A 20,680-nucleotide genomic window follows, 5' to 3' on the forward strand; every position below is an offset into this window, starting at 1 on the left:
TCCCACCGGTACTTCTTTGCGCCTGATCAAAGACAGACACGATCGCAAATGCTGACCAGAACCGTCCGCACGGAGAGACCATGCTGAACCGCGTTAAACCGCCTTTTCCGGACCTTCGCGCGTTCGCCGCCTATCTGGAATCCCGCGGACAGTTGCACCGCATCCGCAAGCCGGTCTCGGTGGTGCACGACCTCACCGAGATTCATCGCCGCGTGCTGCACGCCGGCGGCCCGGCGCTGATGATCGAACAGCCGATCAAGGCCGATGGCACGCCGTCCGAGATGCCGATGCTGGTCAATCTGTTCGGCACCGTCGAGCGGGTGGCGTGGGGCCTCGGCATCCTGCCCGAGAATCTGCCGCAGCTCGGCGAGGCACTCGCCGAAATGCGCGAGCCGGCGCCGCCGCAGAGCCTGACCGACGCGCTGAGCAAGCTGCCGATGGCGAGGGCCGCATTGTCGATGCGCCCGAAGATGGCCCGGACGGCGCCCGCGCAGGACGTGGTGCTGACCGGCGACGCTGTCGATCTCGGCCGGCTGCCGGTGCAGATCCCGTGGCCGGGCGAGCCGGCGCCGCTGATCACCTGGCCGCTGGTGTTCACCAAGCCGCCGCCCGGCGTGGCAGGCACCGACAATGTCGGCGTCTACCGGATGCAGGTACTGGGCAAGGACCGCGTCATCATGCGCTGGCTGGCGCATCGCGGCGGCGCCAAGCATCACCATCAATGGGCGGCGCAGAAGCGCGAGATGCCGGTCGCGGTGGTGATCGGCGCCGATCCGTCGATGATCCTGTCGGCGGTGCTGCCGCTGCCGGAGACGGTGTCCGAAATCAAGTTCTCGGGCCTGCTGCGCGGCGACCGGCCGAGCCTGACGCCCTGCGTCAGCATTCCGCTCAACGTGCCGGCCGATGCCGAGATCGTGCTGGAGGGCCTGGTGTCGCCGACCGAGACCGCGCCGGAGGGGCCGTATGGCGACCACACCGGCTATTACAACGCGGTCGAGGAATTCCCGGTGATGCGGATCACCGCGATCACGATGCGGCGCAACCCGATCTATCTGTCGACCTACACCGGACGGCCGCCGGACGAGCCGTCGCGGCTCGGCGAAGCGCTCAACGACGTGTTTCTGCCGGTGGCGCGGCGGCAGTTTCCCGAGATCGTCGATCTGTGGTTGCCGCCGGAAGCGTGCTCCTACCGAATCGCGGTCGCCTCGATCAAGAAACGTTATCCCGGCCAGGCGCGGCGGCTGATGATGGGGCTGTGGTCGATGCTGCCGCAGTTCAGCTACACCAAGCTCCTGATCATCGTCGACGACGACGTCGACGTCCGCGAATGGGCCGATGTGATGTGGGCGGTGTCGACCCGCTGCGACACCTCGCGCGACATGGTGGCGATCAGCGACACCCCGATCGATTATCTCGACTTCGCCTCGCCGAAATCCGGACTCGGCGGCAAGCTCGGCATCGACGCCACCAACAAGATCGGCACCGAGACCGAGCGCGAATGGGGCAAGGTGCTGGAGATGGACGACGATGTGATCGCGCGCGTCGACGCGATGTGGCCGGGCCTCGGGCTCGCACCCGCGTTGACGCCGGCGGCGGCGCAACGCAAGCTGTTGCGATGAGTACATCGCATCGAATCGTCGTCGGCATCAGCGGCGCATCGGGCGCGGCGGTCGGCCTGCGCATCGTCGAACTGCTGGCCACCGCGGATTGCGAGCTTCATCTCGTCGTCTCGGCGGCGGCGGAGCGCACCATCGCCTATGAGGTCGGCGCCAAGGCGCTCGAGCACACGATCGAGATCGTCCACCGCCATCACAGTTTCAACGACGTCGGCGCCAGCATCGCGTCGGGCTCGTTCCGCACCAGCGGCATGATCGTTGCGCCGTGCTCGATCCGCACGCTGTCGGCGATCGCCACCGGCAATCTCGACAATCTGCTGGTACGCGCCGCCGACGTGCAGCTCAAGGAGCGCCGCCGGCTGGTGCTGATGCTGCGCGAGACGCCGCTGCATCTCGGGCATATCCGCAACATGGCGCAGGTCACCGAAATCGGCGGCATCGTCGCGCCGATCTCGCCAGCGTTCTACCAGCGGCCGCGCTCGTTGAGCGAAATGATCGACCACATCGCCTTGCGCGCGATCGGCCTGCTCGGCCTCGACGATCTGCAACTATCAGCGCCGGAATGGTCCGACGACACCCCGCCGACCTGCCCGAAAATCTGATTTGAGAATTCTGGTTCGGGTCAAACCGGACCCTCACGGACACGGCGGAATCCGCTCCGGCGTCACCGCGCCGGGCAACTCCTTGCGCAGATCGACGTCGCGCACCAGCGGATAGAAGTCGCCGCCGCGCTCCGTCTTCAGATAGGTGGTGAGAAGCGGACTGGCCGGCAGCGGCCCGATCCGGCAGGCCTCGGCGCCGACGCCGAGCGACAACGAGCCGCGCTTTCCGCGCGCCTTGTGCGCCGCCATCTGCTCGCGCAACGCGGCGATCTGCGGCAGGTCGACGGGATCGATCCGAAACGCATAGATCGCCGTATTGCGGGTGAGTTCGCCGGACAGCGAAAGCAATTCGGCCGGATCGTCGAGTTCGGTCAGCACCAGCGTCTGCTCCTGCTTGGTCTCGTCGACCGCAACCGCGATCTTCAGCGACACGCCGCGCGGGCGCGGGCGCAGGCCCTGCGGCAGCCGCACCGCGATCCGCAGCGCGGCCGGATCGGCGGCGGCGAAATCCGTGCGCGCCAGCTTGACCATCGACGATACAGGCATCGAACTGCAGGCCGGCAGACTTGCGAGCGCGGTCAGGGCGATGGCGAAGAGCGGGCGGCGGGAGTGGGGTTGGAGGCTCATGTCATTCCTCATTGACGATCATAATTTATTGTTTTACGATAATTTCATCTCGAAATACGCGATGGAGTTTTGAAATGCAAGCGGGACCGTTGTCGATGCCGTCGCCGGGCTCACCCACCGGCGCGAACCGTCTGGTGCGGATGTCGCGGGCGATGGAATGGGTCACCACGGCGGGCATCGTGCTGATCATTGCGCTGATGGGCGCGGCCCTGGTGATCCCGCCATGGACCCGCAATCTGTTGCTGGCCAAGCTCGGCGAAGCCGGCGCCCGACTGCCGCTCGAACCGATCCATCAGGCGATGGCGACGCTGATCCTCGCGGTGCCGGTGATCGTGATGATCTGGGGGCTGTGGCACGTCCGCCTGCTGTTTCGCGAATTCGCGCAGGGCCACGTCTTCACCGACTCCGCGGCGCGTCATCTGCAGCAGTTCGGGATTTCGGTGCTGGCGCAGGGGCCGCTCGGACCGCTGGTCGCAACCGCGATCGGCCTCGCGCTGTCGTTCGGCAATCCGCCCGGCCAGCGGATGCTGGTGCTGACCTTCTCGGTCAACGACTATCTCGCGGTGATCGTCGGCGGCGTGCTGGTCGCGGTCGCCGCGGCGATGCGCGAGGCCGCCCGGCTCGCCGACGAGAATGCGAGCTTCGTCTAACCGATGGCGATCGTGGTCAATCTCGACGTGATGCTGGCGCGCCGCAAGATGCGCTCGAAGGAACTCGCCGAACGCATCGGCATCACCGAGCAGAACGTTTCGCTGCTGAAATCGGGAAAGGTGAAGGGCATCCGGTTCGATACGCTGGAACGGATCTGCGTCGCGCTGGATTGTCAGCCCGGCGACATTCTCGAATTCGTGCCCGACAGCCTGCAAACGAAACCGGCATCCGCCTGAGAGGCGGATGCCGGGTGGTCGTTCAGATCATCTGTCCTGGATCGTTGGACTTGAAAAGCTGGACTTGAAAAGCTGGACTTGGATCGTTGGTGTCGAAACGTCGGTTTGGACGTGCTCGCGCCGCGCTTCAGCGCGCCTGCGCAAGCTGCTCGTGGGGGCGCCAGTCTTCCGCAGCGTCGTCCCAGTAATGCGCTTCGTCGAAACGCTTCCAGTGCGCTGTCTCGGACACCATCTCGCGCCCACCCAAAACCAACGCGACGACGCCGATCAGACCGACCAGCACGTAGATCGCAGCGATCAATGCAATAATGGTCAAGGCTTCATCCTCACTGTGGTTTCTGATGATTTGCACCCGGATCCATCGCGGCGGGTGCGCCGCTATCGATGCATGATCAGGAACTCGCCCAGGCAAACAGACCGAACCGCCGCGTGCTCACTGGCGCCGGTGTGGCCGCGACCGGCTCCGGTTTCCGCGGTTGCACCCGCCGGAACAGGCGCTGTCGAATGTCGTCCACGACAAGATACGCGATCAACGCCGGGCCGACAACACACGTCAGGAACAACACAAGTGAACCAAGCGAATCAAGGTACACGCCAATTCTCCAGCTTTGGTGACATAAAAAGTAGACGCCGGTACCGTTGACCGGCATTGCGCCGGATCAATTTTGCACTGCCACAAGCCGCCGCAGAAGACCGATTAGTCCGGTGTAGTTAGTTGATCGTTAATCGGTTTTCGCCGCGGGACGGCGGCACTTGTCGCGCAAACTCACCAACTCGTGAAGACGCCACGCGTGCAGGTGCGACGAATGCGCGCGGCACTCATCGCACCTGCGCGCCACACACGCGCGCGCGATGATCACACCGGCTTCAGCCGGTAGTGACTGACGCCCCATTCGTCACCGCCTTCGTAGCCGAACAGGCCGGAGGTGGCGAGGAAGAACCATCGCCATCGCCGCATCCACAGCGCGGTGTCGTCGCCATAGACCGGCCGCAAAATGGTTTCGATCTCGTCGCGATGCGCGTCGAAATTGACGAGCCAGTGCTCGGCGGTCCGCTGATAGTGCCGGCCGCTCCAGCGCCACTGCTCCTCGACCGTGAACAGATCGGCGTATTGCTTGATCAGCCTGTGGCTCGGCATCACGCCGCCGGTGAAGAAGTGCTGCGCAATCCAATCCTCGCGATCGGCGCGATCGAACAGATAGGCCCCGCATCGATGGGTGAAGATGTGCATGAAGAACAGACCGCCGGGCGCGAGCCAGCCGTGAATCCAGGTCAGCAGCTTGCGCCAGTTCATCATGTGCTCGAACATCTCCACCGAGACGATCCGGTCGAACCGCGCATGCGGCTCGAACACGTTCATGTCGCTGGTGACCACGCGCAGATTCGGCAGATCCCGCGCGATCGCCTGCGCTTCGATGTAATTGCGCTGCGACGCCGAATTCGACACCGCGACGATGCGGGAATACGGAAACTGCCGCGCCATCGCCAGCGACAGCGAGCCCCAGCCGCAACCGAGTTCGAGAACAGACTGGCCGTCGCGCAGATCGGCGTGCTCCATCGTCAGCCGCAGCGCATCCTCCTCAGCCTGCTGCAACGTCGCATTGTCGTCGCGGTAGAAGCACGACGAGTACTTCCGGTTCGGGCCGAGCACCTTGCCGAAGAACGCAGCCGGCACTTCGTAGTGCTGGGCGTTGGCGGCGTCGGTATGCTCGGCGACCGGGCGCGCGGCCATCTCGCGGGCGAAGGCGGCGTCGGCCGCCTCGTTGCCGTCCGCCATCTTGGCCGCGGTGCGCGCGCACAGCCGGCTGATCGCGGCGCGGATCACGGGATCGGGCAGCGGCACCCGCTCGGCGACGTCGATGATCGAGGAGACCAGACTCATGGCGTGGCGGCCCCCGCGGGCGGCAGAGGGAAGAACTTGCTGGTGCGCGCCTGATACGCCTTGTAGCGCTCGCCGCGCGACAGCAACATCTGCTCCTCCAGCGGCGGGATGCCGGTGAGGTGGACCAGAATCCAGTACATGAACATCGGGGCCAGCAGCGCGGCGAAGCCCCACGGATAGGACAGCGGATCGGCGAACGAAATCGCGATCACCGGATAGGCCAGCCAGCCGAACCACTCGAAGAAGTAGTTCGGATGCCGCGACCAGCCCCACAGCCCGGCGTCGCAGACCTTGCCCTTGTTGGCGGGGTCGCTGCGGAACGACTTCAGCTGCGCGTCGGCCAGCCCCTCGCCGGCAATGCCGATGGCGAGGATCAGGATGCCGAGATAGTCCTGCAGCCGCAGCCCATCGACCGGCGCGCGCGCCGCGACGAAAATCGCGAACACCAGCGGGATCGAGCCGTAGGCCTGGTTCTGCAGGAAGAAGAACATCTTCTTCGGCGCATCGGCGCCCCAATCCTTGGCGTAGGCGGCGTAGCGCGGATCATCGGTGACGTGGCGGGTGCGCGCGGCGATGTGCGAACCGAGCCGCACCGACCACGCAACGACCAGCGCAGCGACCAGCCATTGCCGCGCATTCGGCGCAGCGCCGTCGACCGGCCACAGCGCCGAAGCGGCGCCGGTGAGGCCGAGGGAGAACGTCCAGATGGTGTCGACCCAGCCGGAGTTGCCGGTCTTCTGCTGAACCGCCCATGCGCCCGCCATCAAGGCCGCCAGCGAAAGCCCGATCGCAACCAGAGCCTCGAGATATAAAAACGTCATCAATCCACCATCTGTCGCCGCACCACGTTCTCGAAATTACGTTCCCGTTCGAGTCCGGTTTCAGTGCCCGGTTCCTCGACGCGGGCCGTTGATGCAGGCAAATGCGGAAAACCGCTGCCCGGCCTTTCTTCCGCATCGCACTGTGCCATATTGATGGAAACAACCACACCCGGCAAACCGGAGAACGAACGCGCGATGGCATCTGGCCCCTCCCCCCGCTCGGCGATGGAGATCGAACTCAGCAAGCTGTCGTCGCCGCGGATCTTCCTGGTGCGGATGCTGGTGTTTCTGGTGCTGTGCGCGCTGATCACGGTGGTGCTGTACAAGCAGGTCATAACGGCGTTCCTCGCCAATCCCGGGCTCAACGCGCTGATCGGCATGGTGCTGCTGATCGGCATCGTGCTGGCGTTCCGGCAGGTGATTCGGCTTTATCCCGAAGTCGCCTGGGTCAATCATTTCCGCATCAGTGATCCCGGCCTCGCGCTCGACCGCCGGCCGACGCTGCTGGCGCCGATGGCGGCGATCCTCGGCGGCGAGCGCAGCGGACGAATCGCGATCTCGCCGCAGATCATGCGGCATCTGCTGGATTCGATCGCGACCCGGCTGGACGAAGCGCGCGACATCTCGCGTTACATGACCGGCCTGTTGGTGTTCCTCGGCCTGCTCGGCACCTTCTGGGGCCTTATCGAAACCGTCGGGTCGATCGGCCAGGTTGTCAGCGGGCTGAAGGTCGGCGGCGACGCCGGCTCGCTGTTCGATACGTTGAAGGAAGGTCTCGCCGCGCCGCTCGGCGGCATGGGCATCTCGTTCTCGTCGTCGCTGTTCGGCCTCGCCGGCTCGCTGGTGCTGGGATTTCTCGATCTGCAATCCAGCCAGGCGCAGAACCGCTTCTACACCGACCTCGAGGACTGGCTCGCCTCCACCGTGCGCGGCGCTACCGCTGAAAACGGCGGCGGCGCCGGCAGCGGCGAACTGCAGAACGCGCTCGAACGGCTGCGGCTGACGCTCGAAGACGGCGGCGCCAATCGCGCCACCACCGCGGCGATGGCCAACCTCGCCGAGGCGATCCAGAATCTGGTGGCGCATATGCGCAACGAGCAGCAGATGATCCGCGAATGGGCCGACGCCCAGGGCGAGCAGAACCGCGAGATCAAGGAGCTGCTGGCTCGGCTCGCGCGCCAGCCGGAGAAGCAGTGATGGCGGTGTCCCGACGCGCGGCGGTCGTTCGCGGCCTTCCTCCTTGTCTTGGCGGAGACCGCTGAATGGCGCTCGGGCGCGGACGCCGCCAGGACACCGGCTTCAACTACTGGCCGGGCTTCGTCGACGCGCTGTCGACGCTGATCCTCGCCATCGTGTTTCTGCTGTCGGTGTTCCTGGTGGTGCAGTTCTTCCTGTCGCAGGAGGTCACCGGCAAGGACAAGGCGCTGCAGGAGCTGAACGCCAGGCTTGCGCAGCTCAGCGATCTGTTGTCGCTGGAGAAGCTCGGCAAGCTCAACCTCGAGGAGCAGCTCTCGCAGGTCCGCGCCGGGCTGTCCGCCGCGCAGAGCGAGCGCGATCGCGTCAAGGGGCTGTATGACGGCCTCGCCGGCGCCGGCAACGACGCCGCCGGCCGCGCCGGCGAACTCAACAAGGCGCTGGATTCCGAGAAGCAGCTCTCCGCCCGGGCGCTGGCGCAGGTCGAGGTGCTGAACCAACAGATCTCGGCGCTGCGCCGCCAGCTCGCAGCCCTGGAGGAGGCGCTCGACGCCTCGGAGAAACGCGACAAGGAATCGCAGGGCCGGATCGCCGATCTCGGCCAGCGGCTGAATCTGGCGCTGGCGCAGCGGGTGCAGGAATTGTCGCGCTATCGCTCGGAGTTCTTCGGGCGGCTGCGCGCGATCCTCGGCGACCGCCCCGATATCCGCATCGTCGGCGACCGCTTCGTGTTCCAGTCCGAGGTGTTCTTCGACACCGGACAGGCGCTGCTGCTGCCCGAAGGCCGCGCCGAGCTCGACAAGCTCGCCCCCGCGCTGACCGAACTCGACAAGAAGATCCCGCCGGAAATCGCCTGGGTGCTGCGGGTCGACGGCCACACCGACCGCCGCCCGATCACCGGCGCGTTCAAATCGAACTGGGAGCTGTCGAGCGCACGCGCGATCTCGGTGGTGCAATATCTGGTGTCGCTCGGCGTCCCGGCGCAGCGGCTGGTCGCGGCCGGCTTCGCCGAATTCCAGCCGCTCGACATCGCCAACACCGACGACGCCTACAAGCGCAACCGCCGCATCGAACTGAAGCTGACGGAGCGGTGAGTTTGGCTTTGCGCACCAGGCTTTCGTTCGTCATTCCGGGGCGCTCGCGCAGCGAGCGAACCCGGAATCTCGATCGGTTCGCGTGTCAGATTCCGGGTTCGCGCGCAGCTTCGCTGCACGCGCCCCGGAATGACGGCGTTTGGTGACGGGCTGCCGGCGATGACCACCCCCTTCACCCTCCGCCCGTATCGCGACGCCGACGAAGACGCTGCCATCGATCTGTGGCATCGGACCTGGCAACTCGCTTATCCGGCGATCGACTTCACCAAACGGCTCGACTGGTGGCGCGAACGCTGGCGTACCGAACTGGCGCCGGTGGCCGCGATCATCGTCGCCGAGCAGGACGGCGCGATCACCGGCTTCGTCACCATCGACGCGTCGGGCTATCTCGATCAGCTCGTGGTCGGACCGGAGCAATGGGGCTCGGGCCTCGCGGCCGCGCTTGTCGGCGAGGCCAAGCGGCTGTCGCCGCGCGAAGTCACCCTCAAGGTCAATGCCGACAATTATCGCGCGATCAAATTCTATGAGCGCAATGGCTTCGTCACCACCGGCGAGGAGGTCAACGCGTCGGGCCGGCCGGTGCTGAACCTGCGGTGGGCGCCGTGAGCTTCCGCAGCTGGCCAGGACTTGCTACACTGCGACCATGACCAAGCTGCTCGATCAGGCACTTGAAGTGGCCCGGGGCCTCCCCGCCGAGGCGCAGGACGACATTGCTCGCGTGGTGTTGCAACTGGCCGGCCACGAGGGGGCGATCGTGGCGCTGTCGGGCGATGAACGCGCCGCGATTGCGCGATCGAAGGCGGCGGCAGCGCGCGGCGACTATGCAACCGAGGAGCAGGTCCGCGCAGTCTGGGCCAAGCACGGCTTGTGAGGCTGCGCTACACCGGCCCTGCACTCGCCGAACTGATCTCCATTCTCGATTACATTGCAGAGCAATCGCCGCACGGCGCGCAGCGCGTACAGGCCCGCATCAAGGCGGCAATCAACCTGCTGCAAAGTCATCCGCAGATCGGCGGGCGGACCGACGATCCTACGATCCGACGTCTGTTGACGACGCCATATCGATATCTTGTCTTCTACGAGATCCGCATGGACGAAATTATCATCCATGCCGTGCGGCATGCCTCACGCGATCCTGAGACGCCGACACGATCGGAGTGATCCGTGCCTTACGCCGCCTCGAATTGCAGCTTCGCCAGCCGCGCATAGAGGCCGCCGCGGGCGACGAGTTGGGCGTGGGTGCCCTGGTCGATGATGCGGCCGTTCTCCATGACGAGAATGCGATCGCAGGACAGCACGGTCGCCAGCCGATGCGCGATCACCAGCGTGGTGCGGTCGCGCATCAGGCCCTGCAGCGCGGTCTGCACCAGCGTTTCGCTTTCGGCGTCGAGCGACGAGGTGGCCTCGTCGAGCAGCAGCAGCGGCGCGTCGCGCAGGATGGCGCGGGCGATCGCGATGCGCTGGCGCTGGCCGCCGGACAGCGTGACGCCGCGCTCGCCGAGCGGCGCCTCGAAGCCGCCGGGCAGCCGGTCGATGAATTCGGTGGCATGGGCCTGCTGCGCGGCGCGCTCGACATCGGCGTCGCTCGCGTCGTCGCGGCCGAAACGGATATTGTCGCGGGCGGTGGCCGCGAACACCACGGAATCCTGCGGCACCAGCGCGATGCGCTCGCGCACCGCCTGCGGATCGGCCGAGGCGATCGGCACGCCATCCAGCAAGATGGTGCCGGCGGCGGGATCGTAGAACCGCAGCAGCAGATGGAACAGCGTGCTCTTGCCGGCGCCCGAGGGGCCGACGATCGCGACCTTCTCGCCGGCCTTGATCGACAACGACAGGCCGTTCACCGCCAGATAGTCCGGCCGCGTCGGATAGGCGAAGGAGACATTGTCGAAGGTGACGTCGCCGCGCACCGGCACCGGCAATGCGCGCGGCTTGGCGGGCGCCGCGATCGCCGGCTTGACGCGCAGGATCTCGAACAACCGCTCGGCGGCGCCGGAGGCGGCCGAGACCTCGCCCCAGACTTCGCTGAGCTGGCCGAGGCTGGAGGCCGCGAACGCCGCGTACAAAATAAACTGACCGAGCCGGCCCGGCGTGATCGTGCCGGAGGCGACGTCGTGCGAGCCGACCCACAGGATCGCCACCACGCTCGCGAACACGATGAAGATGATGATCGCGGTGAGAATCGCGCGCGCCTGGGTCGAACTCCGCGCCGCCTCGTAGGACTGTTCGACCTCGGCGCCGAACCGCGCATTGGCGAGCCGCTCGTTGGTGTAGGCCTGCACCGTGCGCATCGCGCCGACCAGCTCGGAAGCGAAGGCGGAGGCGTTCGCCAGCGTGTCCTGCGCGTTGCGCGACAGCCGCCGCACCCAACGACCGAACGCGACCAGCGGGATCACGATCAGCGGAATCGCCGCCAGCACGATGCCGCTCAATCGCGGGCTCGAGATCACCATCATGGTGATCGCGCCCGCGAACAGCAGCATGTTGCGCAGCGCGATCGAGACCGAGGCGCCGACCGCGGACTTGATCTGCGTGGTGTCGGCGGTCAGCCGCGAGATCAACTCGCCGCTGCGCGCGGAGTCGAAGAACGACGGCGACAGCGCGGTGAGATGCTTGAAGACATCGCGGCGCAGATCGGCGACGATCCGCTCGCCGATCGTCATCACCAAGTAGTAACGCGCGGCGCTCGCGACCGCGAGCACGCCGACCACCGCGAGCATCACGCTGAAATAGCTGTTGATCAGCTCGATGCCTTCGCCGCTGAAGCCGAAATCGATCAGCCGCCGCACTGCGAGCGGCACCATCAGCGTCGTCATCGCGGCGACGATCAGCGCGATCAGCGCCATCAGGGCGCGGCCGCGGTAATGGTCGACATAGGGCGCCAGCGCCAGCAGCGGCCGCAGCCGGCTGCGCTTGGCGACCGCCTCGACTTCCTCGACCTGGCTGACATCGGCGTCGGCGCGGAGCGTGCCGGTGCGCGGCCCGACATTCTCGGTGGCCGCGATCGCGTCCAGCGACAATCCGATCGCCGAGGCCTTTGGTTCCAAGGCCTTGGATCCGGAGGTCTGTCGTTTGCTTGCTGTCGTCATCGGAACTGCCAAGTCGGTGCTTCTACGTCGAAACTTCGAGGGCGGAACTGCCAAGTTTTTAGAGGCCTTCCAGCCGACCCCACATAGGCCTCAACCGCCGTGGCTGGCAAATCCGGGACATTGCGGTATCCGAAGCACCCCGGCCGCGCGACCTTGTCTTAATGGCGTCGCTGCGATATAGAGCGCGCAAATTCGCCCGACATCATCGCGATCGAGGCGCCTGCGCGCGCAAGGGATATCCCATGAAGACCGAAATTCATCCGAATTATCATAGCATTACGGTCGTCATGACCGACGGCACCGAATATCAGACGCGATCGACCTGGGGCAAGGAAGGCGACAAGCTGAACCTCGACATCGACCCCCGCTCGCATCCGGCGTGGACCGGCGGCACCCAGCAGGTGCTGGACCGCGGCGGCCGCGTCTCGCGTTTCCAGAAGAAGTTCTCGGGCTTCCTCAAGAAAGATTGATCGCCCGGCCGGTTTTTGGAGCGGGATGACGCATCCTCGGATCATCATCCCGCTCTTGATCCTGTCGGCATGATCTGTTCCGAACACCGGCCTTTCCGAACACCGGGCCGATGGCGCCGGAATCGAAACGCCCCGCGACTGCGCGGGGCGTTTTTCGTTGGCGAGCCGTTCGGACGGCCGTCCCGGATTAGCGTTCGAACGCTGCCTTCAGCATATTGAGCTGCGGCACCAGCGGGTTGCCGATCGGCGCGCGTTCCGAGGGCGGCGGCATGTGCATCGAGGCGTCGAGCCGCCGGATCCGCGCCTGCAGGCTCATCGAACGGGCGATCAGCGCCTGCAACTGGTCCGGCAGCTGCTCCAGCATGTCCGGCCCACTGGGATCGGCCGCCGACAGCTTGACCTTGGATTTCTCGCGATTGGCCTGGACCAGCGTCATCTCGCCTTCCTTCACCGCCCGATGCAGCAGAAGCCAGGAGGCGAGCTGCATCAGCCGCGTGGTCAGGCGCATGCTTTCGGTGGCGTAGGTCAGGCTGACCGAGCGGTCGAGCGTCTTCGCCTCGGCGCGGCCGTCGCCGTCGAGATACGCGGCGGTCTCCTCGACCAGATCCATCCCCTCGCGAAACAGCGCTGTGAAGGCTGCCGAATTCGTCAGCCGTTCGCTCAGCACGACGAGCGGGGCTTCACTCTGCGATAATTCCGACATGATTGACGCCTCACGCTAACGGTTACGCCGCCGGCTTTCGCTCCGACTTATGATGAATAAATCATTGCGCGTGCGACGCCGGGAGTCCAGCGCGCGCGTTGACAAAGGTTAACGCGGTTTCGGCGCGAAGGATCGCCGTCGGCGGGGACAAAGCCGGGACGGGGTAAACAAAGCACAAACAAAAAAAGAGCCGCCGTTTCCGGCGGCTTTAAAGTTGATAACAGGGAGGCGTCAAAACAGAGTGGACAGGAGCCACTCGGTCCAAAGATGGACAAACAAAGTAATACCCCGGAAAGCTTAATCGCTCGTAAATGAGCGATTTCGTTGACAAACAGTTTGCCATAGGCCAGCCCCCGCCGCTGTGCCACGATGGGACATCGCGCGATCAGACCGCGACGGCTGTTAGTTGTCGCCGAAGCGGCCCGCGCGATCCGGGGTACCGATCCGAACCGATGATCAGGCTTTGAAGAAACGGTCGGCGGCTTCGCGCGTGGCGCGTTTCATCGTCATCGCGGTCTGCATCCGGAGGATCTCCTCCTCGAGCAGCGCGACCCGCTCGGCGAGCTCCTCGACCGAGAGCAGCGACAGATCCTGCCCGATCTCGTGGCTGATTTTCTTCCTCGGCTTGTCGTCGTCCTCGATCGCCATCGCGTCCCTCGCACCGTTCGTGATCCGGTCCGGTTGCCAGCCGAGCCCCGGCTGTCTAATCACATCGCACCCGCCACCCCACCAGCCAAGGACAAATCATGGAACCGATCCCTTCGCAAATGACCGTGGTCGGGATCAGCAAGCCCGGCGGGCCGGAGGTGCTGCTGCCCGAGACGCGCGCGGTACCGAAGCCGGCGCCGGGCGAAATCCTGGTCAAGGTCGCGGCGGCCGGCGTCAACCGTCCCGATGTGGCACAACGCTCCGGCAGCTATCCGCCGCCGCCCGGCGCGAGCGACCTTCCCGGCCTGGAGATCGCCGGCGAAGTGGTGGCGCTCGGTGAGGGCGCGACCAAGCACAAGCTCGGCGACAAGGTGATGTCGCTGGTCGCCGGCGGCGGCTACGCGCAATATTGCATCGCGCAGGACGCCCAGGCGATGACCGTACCGCCCGGCTATTCGATGATCGAAGCCGGCGCGACGGCGGAAACGCTGATGACGGTGTGGCACAACGTGTTCGAGCGCGGCCGGCTCGCGCCCGGCGAAACCCTGCTGGTGCACGGCGGCTCGTCCGGCATCGGCACCATGGCGATCCAGCTCGCGGTGGCGCTCGGCTCCAAGGTGATTACCACCGTCGGATCGCAGGAAAAAGCGGACGCCTGCCTCAAGCTCGGCGCTACGCGCGCGATCAACTACAAGACCGATGATTTCGTCGCGGCGGTGAAGGAAGCCACCGGCGGCAAGGGCGTCGAGGTGATCCTCGACATGGTCGGCGGCGATTACATCGAGCGCAACTACGAGGCCGCCGCAATGGACGGCCGGATCGTCCAGATCGCATTCCTCGGCGGCGCCAAGGCCACGGTGAATTTCACCAAGCTGATGATCAAGCGACTGCATCACACCGGCTCGACGCTGCGGCCGCGCAGCAACGCCGACAAGGCCGCGATGGTCGCCGCGATCGAGGCGAAGGTGATGCCGCTACTCCACGAGGGCCGGATCAAGCCGCTGATCGACGGCACTTTCGCGTTGCATCAGGCCGCCGACGCGCACCGGCGGATGGAAACCAGTCAACATATTGGCAAAATTGTGTTGACGGTCTGATCTCGTCCCCGATTTGTTCGGCTCCGCCCACTGGTTGTTACGTCTATGTTTTGGCCGGCTTTCATGTCATTTATCCGTCGTCGGACGCGCGCGGTGGCCGCGCTTCGAGATGGTGTGAACGCGGAGAACTAAGTTGCGTCTGATCAGATGCCTTGCGCTTCTGGCGTTGGGCTTGATGCTGATTGCGGTTGCCCCGCAGGCGCACGCGCTCGACGCTGTCAGCGTCCGCAGCGACGCGCCCGCGATCGATCTCACCGGCGTACTCGAGCATCAGCGCAGCGATACCGACCGCATCCAGGTCTCGACCGCGCCCGGCAATGACGGCATCGTCCGCCGCATCGAGGTGCGCGCCCGCGAGGGCGGCCAGCATTGGGTAGTGTTCGCGCTCGCCAACAACACCGACGATCAGCTCGACCGCCTAATCGTCGTGCCGCATTATCGCATGGTGGCGTCCGGCCTGTTCTGGCCCGACCTCGGCCTGTCGCGCATCGCGACCATCACGCCGTCGACCGGCGACCGCCCGGAGCGGCAGGACTCGACGACCGCGGATATCTTCCGCGTCACGCTCGATCCCGGCTCGGTGATCACCTTCGTCGCCGAATTGCGCACTGACAAGCTGCCGCAGCTCTATCTGTGGGAGCCGGAAGCCTACAAGGACAAGGTCAATTCGTTCACGCTGTACCAGGGCATCGTGATCGGGATTTCCGGCCTACTGGCGCTGGTGCTGACGATCCTGTTCGTGGTCAAGGGCAGCATCATGTTCCCCGCCGCCGCGGCGCTGGCCTGGGCGGTGCTGGTCTATATCGGCATCGACTTCGGCTTCTGGAGCAAGGTGTTCGACATGTCGGCCGGCGCCGAGCGCATCTGGCGCGCGTCGGGCGAAGCCATTCTGGCGGCCACGCTGCTGGTGTTCCTGTTCGCCTATCTCAATCTCAGCCGCTGGCACGTGCGCTACTCGCACATCACGCTCGGCTGGCTCGCCTTCCTGGGTTCGCTGGTGGCGCTGGCGCTGTTCGATCCGGCGGTGGCGTCCGGCATCGCGCGGATGTCGCTGGTACTGATCGCCTTCGCCGGCTTCACGCTGATTGTGTACCTGTCGACCCACGGTTTCGACCGCGCCGTGCTGCTGATCCCGACCTGGTTCCTGCTGGTGATCTGGGTGATCGCCTCGGGCATGACCGTGGCAGGCTCGGTGACCAACGATATCGTCGGCCCGGCGCTACTCGGCGGCCTGGTGCTGATCGTGATGCTGATCGGCTTCACGGTGATGCAGCACGCCTTCGCCGGCAGCGGCGCGACCGGCGGCGTGGTCTCCGACGTCGAGCGACGGGCGCTGGCGCTGATTGGCTCCGGCGACCTGATCTGGGACTGGGACGTCTCCGCCGACAAGGTCTTCACCAGCCCGGAGACCGAAGCACTGCTCGGCCTGAAGCGCGGCGCGCTGGAAGGCTCGGCCGCGACCTGGCTCGAAGTGCTGCACCCGCTCGATCAGGACCGTTTCCGCGCCGCGCTCGACTCGGTGCTCGACCAGCGCCGCGGCCGGCTGACCCAGCATTTCCGGCTGCGCACCCCCGACGGGCATTTCATGTGGTTCGCCCTGAAGGCGCGGCCGGTGGTCGGCGCCGACGGCGAAGTGACCCGCGTGGTCGGCACGCTGACGGATGTCACCGAGGCCAAGAACGCCGAAGAGCGGATGCTGCACGACGCGGTGCATGACAATCTTACCGGCCTGCCGAACCGCAAGCTGTTCATGGACCGGCTCGGCGCCGTGGCGAATTTCGCCAAGACGATGCCGAACCTGCGGCCGACGCTGATGGTGATCGATCTCGATCGCTTCAAGCAGGTCAACGATTCCGTCGGCATCGCCGTCGGCGATTCGATCCTGCTGACGCTGGCGCGCCGCCTCACCCGCATCCTCAAGCCGCAGGACACGCTGGCGCGGATCGCCGGCGACCAGTTCGGCCTGATCCTGTTGTCGGAGCAGGACCCGGCCAAGATCACCGCCTTCGCCGAGACCATCCGCAAGACCATCAAGGCGCCGATCGCCTTCAACGACCGCGAGATTTTCCTCACTGCCTCGATCGGTCTCGCTTTGTCCGACCCGCAGACCCAGCTCTCCGACGAGATCATCAAGGACGCCGAGCTGGCAATGTATCACTCCAAGCGGATCGGCGGCGACCGCATCGACGTCTACAAGCCCGCGATGCGGGCGCGGAAGTCCGACCGCCTGACGCTGGAATCCGAACTGCGCCGCGCCATCGAGCGCCAGGAAATCACCATCCTGTATCAGCCGATCGTCCGGCTCGAGGACCGTTCGGTCGCGGGCTTCGAAGCGCTGGCGCGGTGGGACCATCCCAAACTCGGACGGATGGCGCCGGGCGAGTTCATCTCGATCGCCGAGGAGATCGGCCTGATCGTCGAACTCGGCATGTTCGTGATGGACCAGACCGCCAAGCAGCTCGCGATCTGGCAGCGCGCGATGCGCTCGCGCGAGCCGATCTTCGCCAGCGTCAACATCTCGTCGCGACAATTGCTGCGCCACGACCTGATCCACGACGTCCGCACCGTGCTGTCGCGCTCCTCGATCGCGCGCGGCACGTTGAAACTCGAACTCACCGAATCGCTGGTGATGGAGAATCCGGAGCACGCCGCGCAAATGCTGACGCGGATCCGCGAACTCGGCACCGGCCTGTCGCTCGACGATTTCGGCACCGGCCATTCGTCGCTGGCCTATCTGCAACGCTTCCCGTTCGACACCATCAAGATCGACCAGTCGTTCGTCCGCACCACCAGCCGCGGCACAAGGCCGGTGATCCTGAAGTCGATCATCGCGCTGGCGCACGATCTCGGCATGGACGTGGTCGCGGAGGGCGCCGAGACCGATTCGGACGCGGTGGAGCTGTATCAGCTCGGCTGCGAATACGCCCAGGGCTTCGCCTTCGGCGAGCCGATGGACGCCGACGCAGCGATGCGGCTGCTGACCGAAGAACGCCTCGAAGCCGCGAGCTGATTTCGGCGATCGGCTTAAGGCACCGCGCATTCATGCGTCACGGCTGTCATCCTCCGCGACAGCGGAGGATCCAGTACGGCGGAGAGGTCGCGATCAACACGAAGGCTCTGCAATACTGGATCGCCCGCTTTCGCGGGCGATGACGGGAATGTGTAAGCGCGAGCGGCGAAGCTGACTACGCGTGGCCGGCTTCGGTGGAAAGCATCCCCGGCTCGATACCGAGCTTGTGCAGCGCGCGATCGTATTTCTCTTCGACGTCGTCGCCGAACACCAGGTCCGCGTCGGCGTCGCAATGCAGCCAGCCATTGTCCTGAATTTCGGTCTCGAGCTGGCCCGGCGCCCAGCCGGCATAGCCGAGCGCCAGGATGGCGTGCTTCGGGCCGGCGCCGCTGGCAATCGCTTTGAGAATATCCACGGTCGCGGTCAGAGAAATGCCGTCATCGATCGGCAGGGTCGCATCCTTGATGAAGAAATCGCTGGAATGAAGCACGAAGCCCCGGCCGGTCTCGACCGGCCCCCCACGCAACACCTTCATGGATTCGGCGTGATCCGGCAGCATGATCTGCTCGGGCTTTTCGACGATGTCGAGCTGAACCAGCAGTTCCGGAAAATCGATGCTGCCCGCGGGACGATTGACGATGATGCCCATGGCGCCTTCCGATGAATGCGCGCAGATATAGATCACCGAGCGCGCAAACCGCTCGTCCTCCATCACCGGCATCGCAATCAGCAACTGGCCGTCGAGATAGCTCCCCTGCTCGCCCGACCAAGATTCGCCGGCCTTCCGCTTGGCGCCGGACCTCAGCTTGGCTTCGCCGGACTTGGGCTTGGCTTCGCCGGACTTGGGCCTTTTGGACTCAATCGCCATCAGGGGATCCTCGCGTTGCACCGTCATCCTGATATCGGGTGCCATTGCTGTCAATCAACCACCGCCGCAGGGTGGCCACGGAATCACGGCCAATTCAGTGGTTCTTCGTGGTCTTAGTGCGTAAATACGTCACATGATCGCAATCGTTCCGCTCCGTCCGGCCTTGCTCGCTGCTTTGGTGGTCGCCTCGACCGCTATCGGCGTTCGCGCCGACGACACCTCGCCATGGGTGAGTGAGAGTCATTCCGCAGTGCGGCTGCTCGCAGGATCACGCAGCGGCGCGATGCTGCTAGGTGGTATCGCCTTCCAATTGCAGCCAGGGTGGAAGACCTATTGGCGTACGCCGGGCGATTCCGGCGTGCCGCCGCGGTTCGACTTCTCGAAGTCCGACAATGTCGAGGCGGTGACGATCCTGTGGCCGGCGCCGACAGCGTTTCCGGATGGCGCGGGCGGCACGTCGCTCGGCTACCAGTCGCAGGTCATCTTGCCGTTGCGCATTGTGGCGAAGAATGCCGACAAGCCGGTGACATTGCGTGCGGCGATCAGCTACGCGGTCTGCGAGAAGCTGTGCGTGCCGGTCGAGGCCAATCCCGAGCTTGCCTTCAACAACGTCGCCAGCACGCAGGACAGCGCGCTCGCAGCGGCGCTCGACACCGTCCCGGTGCCGGCCAGTGTCGGCGATACAGCTGCTTTCACGATCCGCGATGTCATCTTGAGGGGCGATACCGAAGTGTGGGTCGACGTCGTCGCGCCGCCCGCGAGCAAGGTGAGCCTGTTCGTCGAAGGACCGACGCCGGACTGGGCGCTGCCGATTCCAAAACCGGTCGCGAACGGGCCGGCGGACGTGCAACGTTTCTCGTTCCGGCTCGAGGGACTGCCATCCGGCGCGCACGCCGAAGGCGCGGCGTTGAAGTTCACGCTGGTCGGCCCCGATAAATCCTACGAGTTCAACGTCACGCTGAACTAGGGGTTTGTCGGTTCTGATTGTTGTCTGACGCGCTGTCTTCACGCGTACCGGCACCCGCTTGGCGCGAAAACGCCTGTTCGTTCAGCGCTCGGCGCGGCGCTTCTGGGCCAGCCGTTCGGCGAGAAACGCCGCCAGCACCTCGACGCGCGCCGGCCGCGGCCCGCCGGGCGGCATCACCAGATGCACCGAGGTCTCGCGCTGGTGCCAGCCTTCAAGGATCACCTCGACATCGCCGGCCGCAATCGCCTCGCCGACGATGAACTCCGGCAGATCGGCGATGCCCAGCCCCGCCACCACCGCCGGCAGCACCGCCTCGCCGTTGTTGACGCGCAGCGGGCCTGATGGCCGCACCGCGGCCTGCTCGCCCCGCGCATTGGTGTAGGACCAGACATTCGGCGTCGTGCGATAGGCGTAGCCGAAGCAGCGATGCTCGGCGAGATGCATCGGATGGGTCGGGCGGCCGTAGCGCGCGAGATAGGCTTTCGCGGCGACGGTGTAGCGCGGCATCGCGCACAGCCGCCGCGCGACCAGCGACGAATCCGGCAGCGACGCGATCCGCACGCCGGCGTCGAAGCCCTCGCCGATCAGATCGACCATCGCATCCGACAGATGCAGGTCGATCGAGACCTCCGGATAGGCGGCGAGGAAGTCCGGCAGCAGCGGCGCGATCACTCTCACGCCGAAGGTCATCGGCACCGCCAGCCGCACCAGGCCGCGCGGCGCGGCCGACTGTGCCAACGCCTCGCTTTCCGCCGCTTCCCCGTCGGCGAGCAATTGCGTGGCGCGTTCGGCGAGCCGGTGGCCGGCGTCGGTCAGCGCCAGCCGCCGCGAGGTGCGGTTGAACAGCCGGGCGCCGAGCCGCGCCTCGAGCCGGGTCACCGCCTTCGACACCGTCGGTTTTGACAGCGTCAGCTCGGCCGCGGCGGCCGAAAACGAGCGCAGCTCCACCACTTTGGCAAAGATCGCCAGCGCTTCGAAATCCGGCAGCTTGGTCATCGGCGCCTCGGATGGGGTCATTATTGGAAACAATGATTTTCAATCATTTCTATTTCTGAAAATCAAGCGAGCCATTATCCAAATACCCAACACCCCACCGGGCGCCCGA

At 65.6% G+C, this 20,680-nt stretch carries 23 protein-coding genes; 13 read left to right on the forward strand and 10 right to left on the reverse strand.

Annotated elements, in window-relative coordinates:
- Nucleotides 1-80 precede the first annotated feature (80 nt).
- Together BMY71_RS01430 and BMY71_RS01435 are read left to right on the forward strand one after the other, a co-directional pair.
- A complete protein-coding gene (locus tag BMY71_RS01430; RefSeq protein ID WP_092681231.1) occupies nt 81-1,619 on the forward strand; it encodes a UbiD family decarboxylase in 1,539 nt (512 codons plus the stop codon).
- Nucleotides 1,616-2,218, forward strand: coding sequence for a UbiX family flavin prenyltransferase (locus BMY71_RS01435; protein WP_092681233.1), 603 nt, complete (start codon nt 1,616-1,618; stop codon nt 2,216-2,218). The genes BMY71_RS01430 and BMY71_RS01435 overlap by 4 nt, the downstream gene beginning before the upstream one ends.
- Before the next feature lie 33 nt (nt 2,219-2,251).
- On the opposite strand, the gene BMY71_RS01440 is transcribed toward BMY71_RS01435, so the two are convergent.
- Complete coding sequence (locus tag BMY71_RS01440) at nt 2,252-2,845, reverse strand: hypothetical protein (RefSeq protein WP_092681235.1); 594 nt, start codon at nt 2,843-2,845, stop codon at nt 2,252-2,254.
- Nucleotides 2,846-2,919: 74 nt separating this feature from the next.
- Here BMY71_RS01440 and BMY71_RS01445 point away from each other — a divergent pair, with 74 nt between their 5' ends.
- Both BMY71_RS01445 and BMY71_RS01450 read left to right on the forward strand, forming a co-directional pair.
- Nucleotides 2,920-3,495: a DUF2975 domain-containing protein gene (locus tag BMY71_RS01445; RefSeq protein ID WP_092681237.1), complete on the forward strand. Its 576-nt coding sequence runs from the start codon at nt 2,920-2,922 to the stop codon at nt 3,493-3,495.
- Between the two features lie 3 nt (nt 3,496-3,498).
- A complete protein-coding gene (locus tag BMY71_RS01450) occupies nt 3,499-3,732 on the forward strand; it encodes a helix-turn-helix domain-containing protein (RefSeq protein WP_011504710.1) in 234 nt (77 codons plus the stop codon).
- Between the two features lie 127 nt (nt 3,733-3,859).
- On the opposite strand, the gene BMY71_RS01455 is transcribed toward BMY71_RS01450, so the two are convergent.
- The 4 genes from BMY71_RS01455 to BMY71_RS24750 all read right to left on the reverse strand — a co-directional run bounded on the left by BMY71_RS01455 (nt 3,860) and on the right by BMY71_RS24750 (nt 6,680).
- Entirely contained in the window at nt 3,860-4,048 is a 189-nt protein-coding gene (locus BMY71_RS01455) for a hypothetical protein (protein WP_011504711.1), read from the reverse strand.
- 540 nt (nt 4,049-4,588) lie between these two features.
- Complete coding sequence (locus BMY71_RS01465) at nt 4,589-5,614, reverse strand: SAM-dependent methyltransferase (RefSeq protein WP_092681239.1); 1,026 nt, start codon at nt 5,612-5,614, stop codon at nt 4,589-4,591.
- Nucleotides 5,611-6,435 carry a DUF1295 domain-containing protein gene (locus tag BMY71_RS01470; protein ID WP_011504714.1) on the reverse strand — a complete coding sequence of 275 codons (825 nt, stop codon included), beginning with the start codon at nt 6,433-6,435 and terminating at the stop codon, nt 5,611-5,613. Before BMY71_RS01470 ends, BMY71_RS01465 begins: the two co-directional genes overlap by 4 nt.
- Complete coding sequence (locus BMY71_RS24750) at nt 6,435-6,680, reverse strand: hypothetical protein (RefSeq protein ID WP_175557559.1); 246 nt, start codon at nt 6,678-6,680, stop codon at nt 6,435-6,437. Before BMY71_RS24750 ends, BMY71_RS01470 begins: the two co-directional genes overlap by 1 nt.
- Between BMY71_RS24750 and BMY71_RS01475 the strand changes: the two genes are divergently transcribed.
- From BMY71_RS01475 to BMY71_RS01495, 5 genes are all read left to right on the forward strand, one after another.
- Nucleotides 6,631-7,632 carry a flagellar motor protein MotA gene (locus BMY71_RS01475; RefSeq protein WP_092681692.1) on the forward strand — a complete coding sequence of 334 codons (1,002 nt, stop codon included), beginning with the start codon at nt 6,631-6,633 and terminating at the stop codon, nt 7,630-7,632. The two genes, BMY71_RS24750 and BMY71_RS01475, sit on opposite strands and share 50 nt — an antisense overlap.
- Nucleotides 7,633-7,697: 65 nt before the next feature.
- Nucleotides 7,698-8,723 (forward strand): peptidoglycan -binding protein, encoded by a 1,026-nt coding sequence (locus tag BMY71_RS01480; protein ID WP_011504716.1) that lies wholly within the window; start codon nt 7,698-7,700, stop codon nt 8,721-8,723.
- Between the two features lie 159 nt (nt 8,724-8,882).
- On the forward strand, nt 8,883-9,329 hold the full coding sequence (locus tag BMY71_RS01485; RefSeq protein ID WP_092681694.1) for a GNAT family N-acetyltransferase: 447 nt from the start codon (nt 8,883-8,885) through the stop codon (nt 9,327-9,329).
- 37 nt (nt 9,330-9,366) lie between these two features.
- The gene (locus BMY71_RS01490; RefSeq protein ID WP_092681241.1) at nt 9,367-9,594 is read left to right on the forward strand and encodes a hypothetical protein; all 228 of its coding nucleotides are present in this window, start codon (nt 9,367-9,369) and stop codon (nt 9,592-9,594) included.
- Nucleotides 9,591-9,884, forward strand: coding sequence for a type II toxin-antitoxin system RelE/ParE family toxin (locus tag BMY71_RS01495; RefSeq protein WP_011504719.1), 294 nt, complete (start codon nt 9,591-9,593; stop codon nt 9,882-9,884). Before BMY71_RS01490 ends, BMY71_RS01495 begins: the two co-directional genes overlap by 4 nt.
- 8 nt (nt 9,885-9,892) lie before the next feature.
- Here the strand turns inward: BMY71_RS01495 and BMY71_RS01500 are convergent, their stop codons facing one another.
- On the reverse strand, nt 9,893-11,812 hold the full coding sequence (locus tag BMY71_RS01500) for an ABC transporter transmembrane domain-containing protein (protein WP_011504720.1): 1,920 nt from the start codon (nt 11,810-11,812) through the stop codon (nt 9,893-9,895).
- 242 nt (nt 11,813-12,054) lie between these two features.
- Here BMY71_RS01500 and rpmE point away from each other — a divergent pair, with 242 nt between their 5' ends.
- Nucleotides 12,055-12,282, forward strand: a complete 228-nt coding sequence (rpmE, locus tag BMY71_RS01505; RefSeq protein WP_011504721.1) for a 50S ribosomal protein L31 — start codon at nt 12,055-12,057, stop codon at nt 12,280-12,282.
- Nucleotides 12,283-12,469: 187 nt separating this feature from the next.
- Here rpmE and rcdA read toward each other — a convergent pair whose 3' ends face one another.
- Entirely contained in the window at nt 12,470-12,985 is a 516-nt protein-coding gene (gene rcdA, locus BMY71_RS01510) for a protease adaptor protein RcdA (protein ID WP_011504722.1), read from the reverse strand.
- 456 nt (nt 12,986-13,441) lie between these two features.
- Entirely contained in the window at nt 13,442-13,633 is a 192-nt protein-coding gene (locus BMY71_RS01515; RefSeq protein ID WP_092681243.1) for a DUF1192 domain-containing protein, read from the reverse strand.
- A 98-nt stretch (nt 13,634-13,731) separates the two neighbouring features.
- Between BMY71_RS01515 and BMY71_RS01520 the strand changes: the two genes are divergently transcribed.
- Nucleotides 13,732-14,730: an NAD(P)H-quinone oxidoreductase gene (locus BMY71_RS01520; RefSeq protein ID WP_092681245.1), complete on the forward strand. Its 999-nt coding sequence runs from the start codon at nt 13,732-13,734 to the stop codon at nt 14,728-14,730.
- Between the two features lie 133 nt (nt 14,731-14,863).
- Complete coding sequence (locus tag BMY71_RS01525) at nt 14,864-17,740, forward strand: EAL domain-containing protein (RefSeq protein WP_011504725.1); 2,877 nt, start codon at nt 14,864-14,866, stop codon at nt 17,738-17,740.
- 175 nt (nt 17,741-17,915) lie between these two features.
- On the opposite strand, the gene BMY71_RS01530 is transcribed toward BMY71_RS01525, so the two are convergent.
- Entirely contained in the window at nt 17,916-18,608 is a 693-nt protein-coding gene (locus BMY71_RS01530; protein ID WP_092681696.1) for a YqgE/AlgH family protein, read from the reverse strand.
- 133 nt (nt 18,609-18,741) lie between these two features.
- On the opposite strand from BMY71_RS01530, the gene BMY71_RS01535 reads away from it, so the two are divergent.
- Nucleotides 18,742-19,575: a protein-disulfide reductase DsbD domain-containing protein gene (locus BMY71_RS01535; protein ID WP_092681247.1), complete on the forward strand. Its 834-nt coding sequence runs from the start codon at nt 18,742-18,744 to the stop codon at nt 19,573-19,575.
- A gap of 81 nt (nt 19,576-19,656) precedes the next feature.
- Here the strand turns inward: BMY71_RS01535 and BMY71_RS01540 are convergent, their stop codons facing one another.
- A complete protein-coding gene (locus tag BMY71_RS01540) occupies nt 19,657-20,571 on the reverse strand; it encodes a LysR family transcriptional regulator (protein ID WP_041806149.1) in 915 nt (304 codons plus the stop codon).
- Between the last annotated feature and the right edge of the window lie 109 nt (nt 20,572-20,680).

The sequence above is a fragment of the Rhodopseudomonas pseudopalustris genome (genome assembly GCF_900110435.1).
GTDB classification, from domain to species: Bacteria; Pseudomonadota; Alphaproteobacteria; order Rhizobiales; family Xanthobacteraceae; genus Rhodopseudomonas; species Rhodopseudomonas pseudopalustris.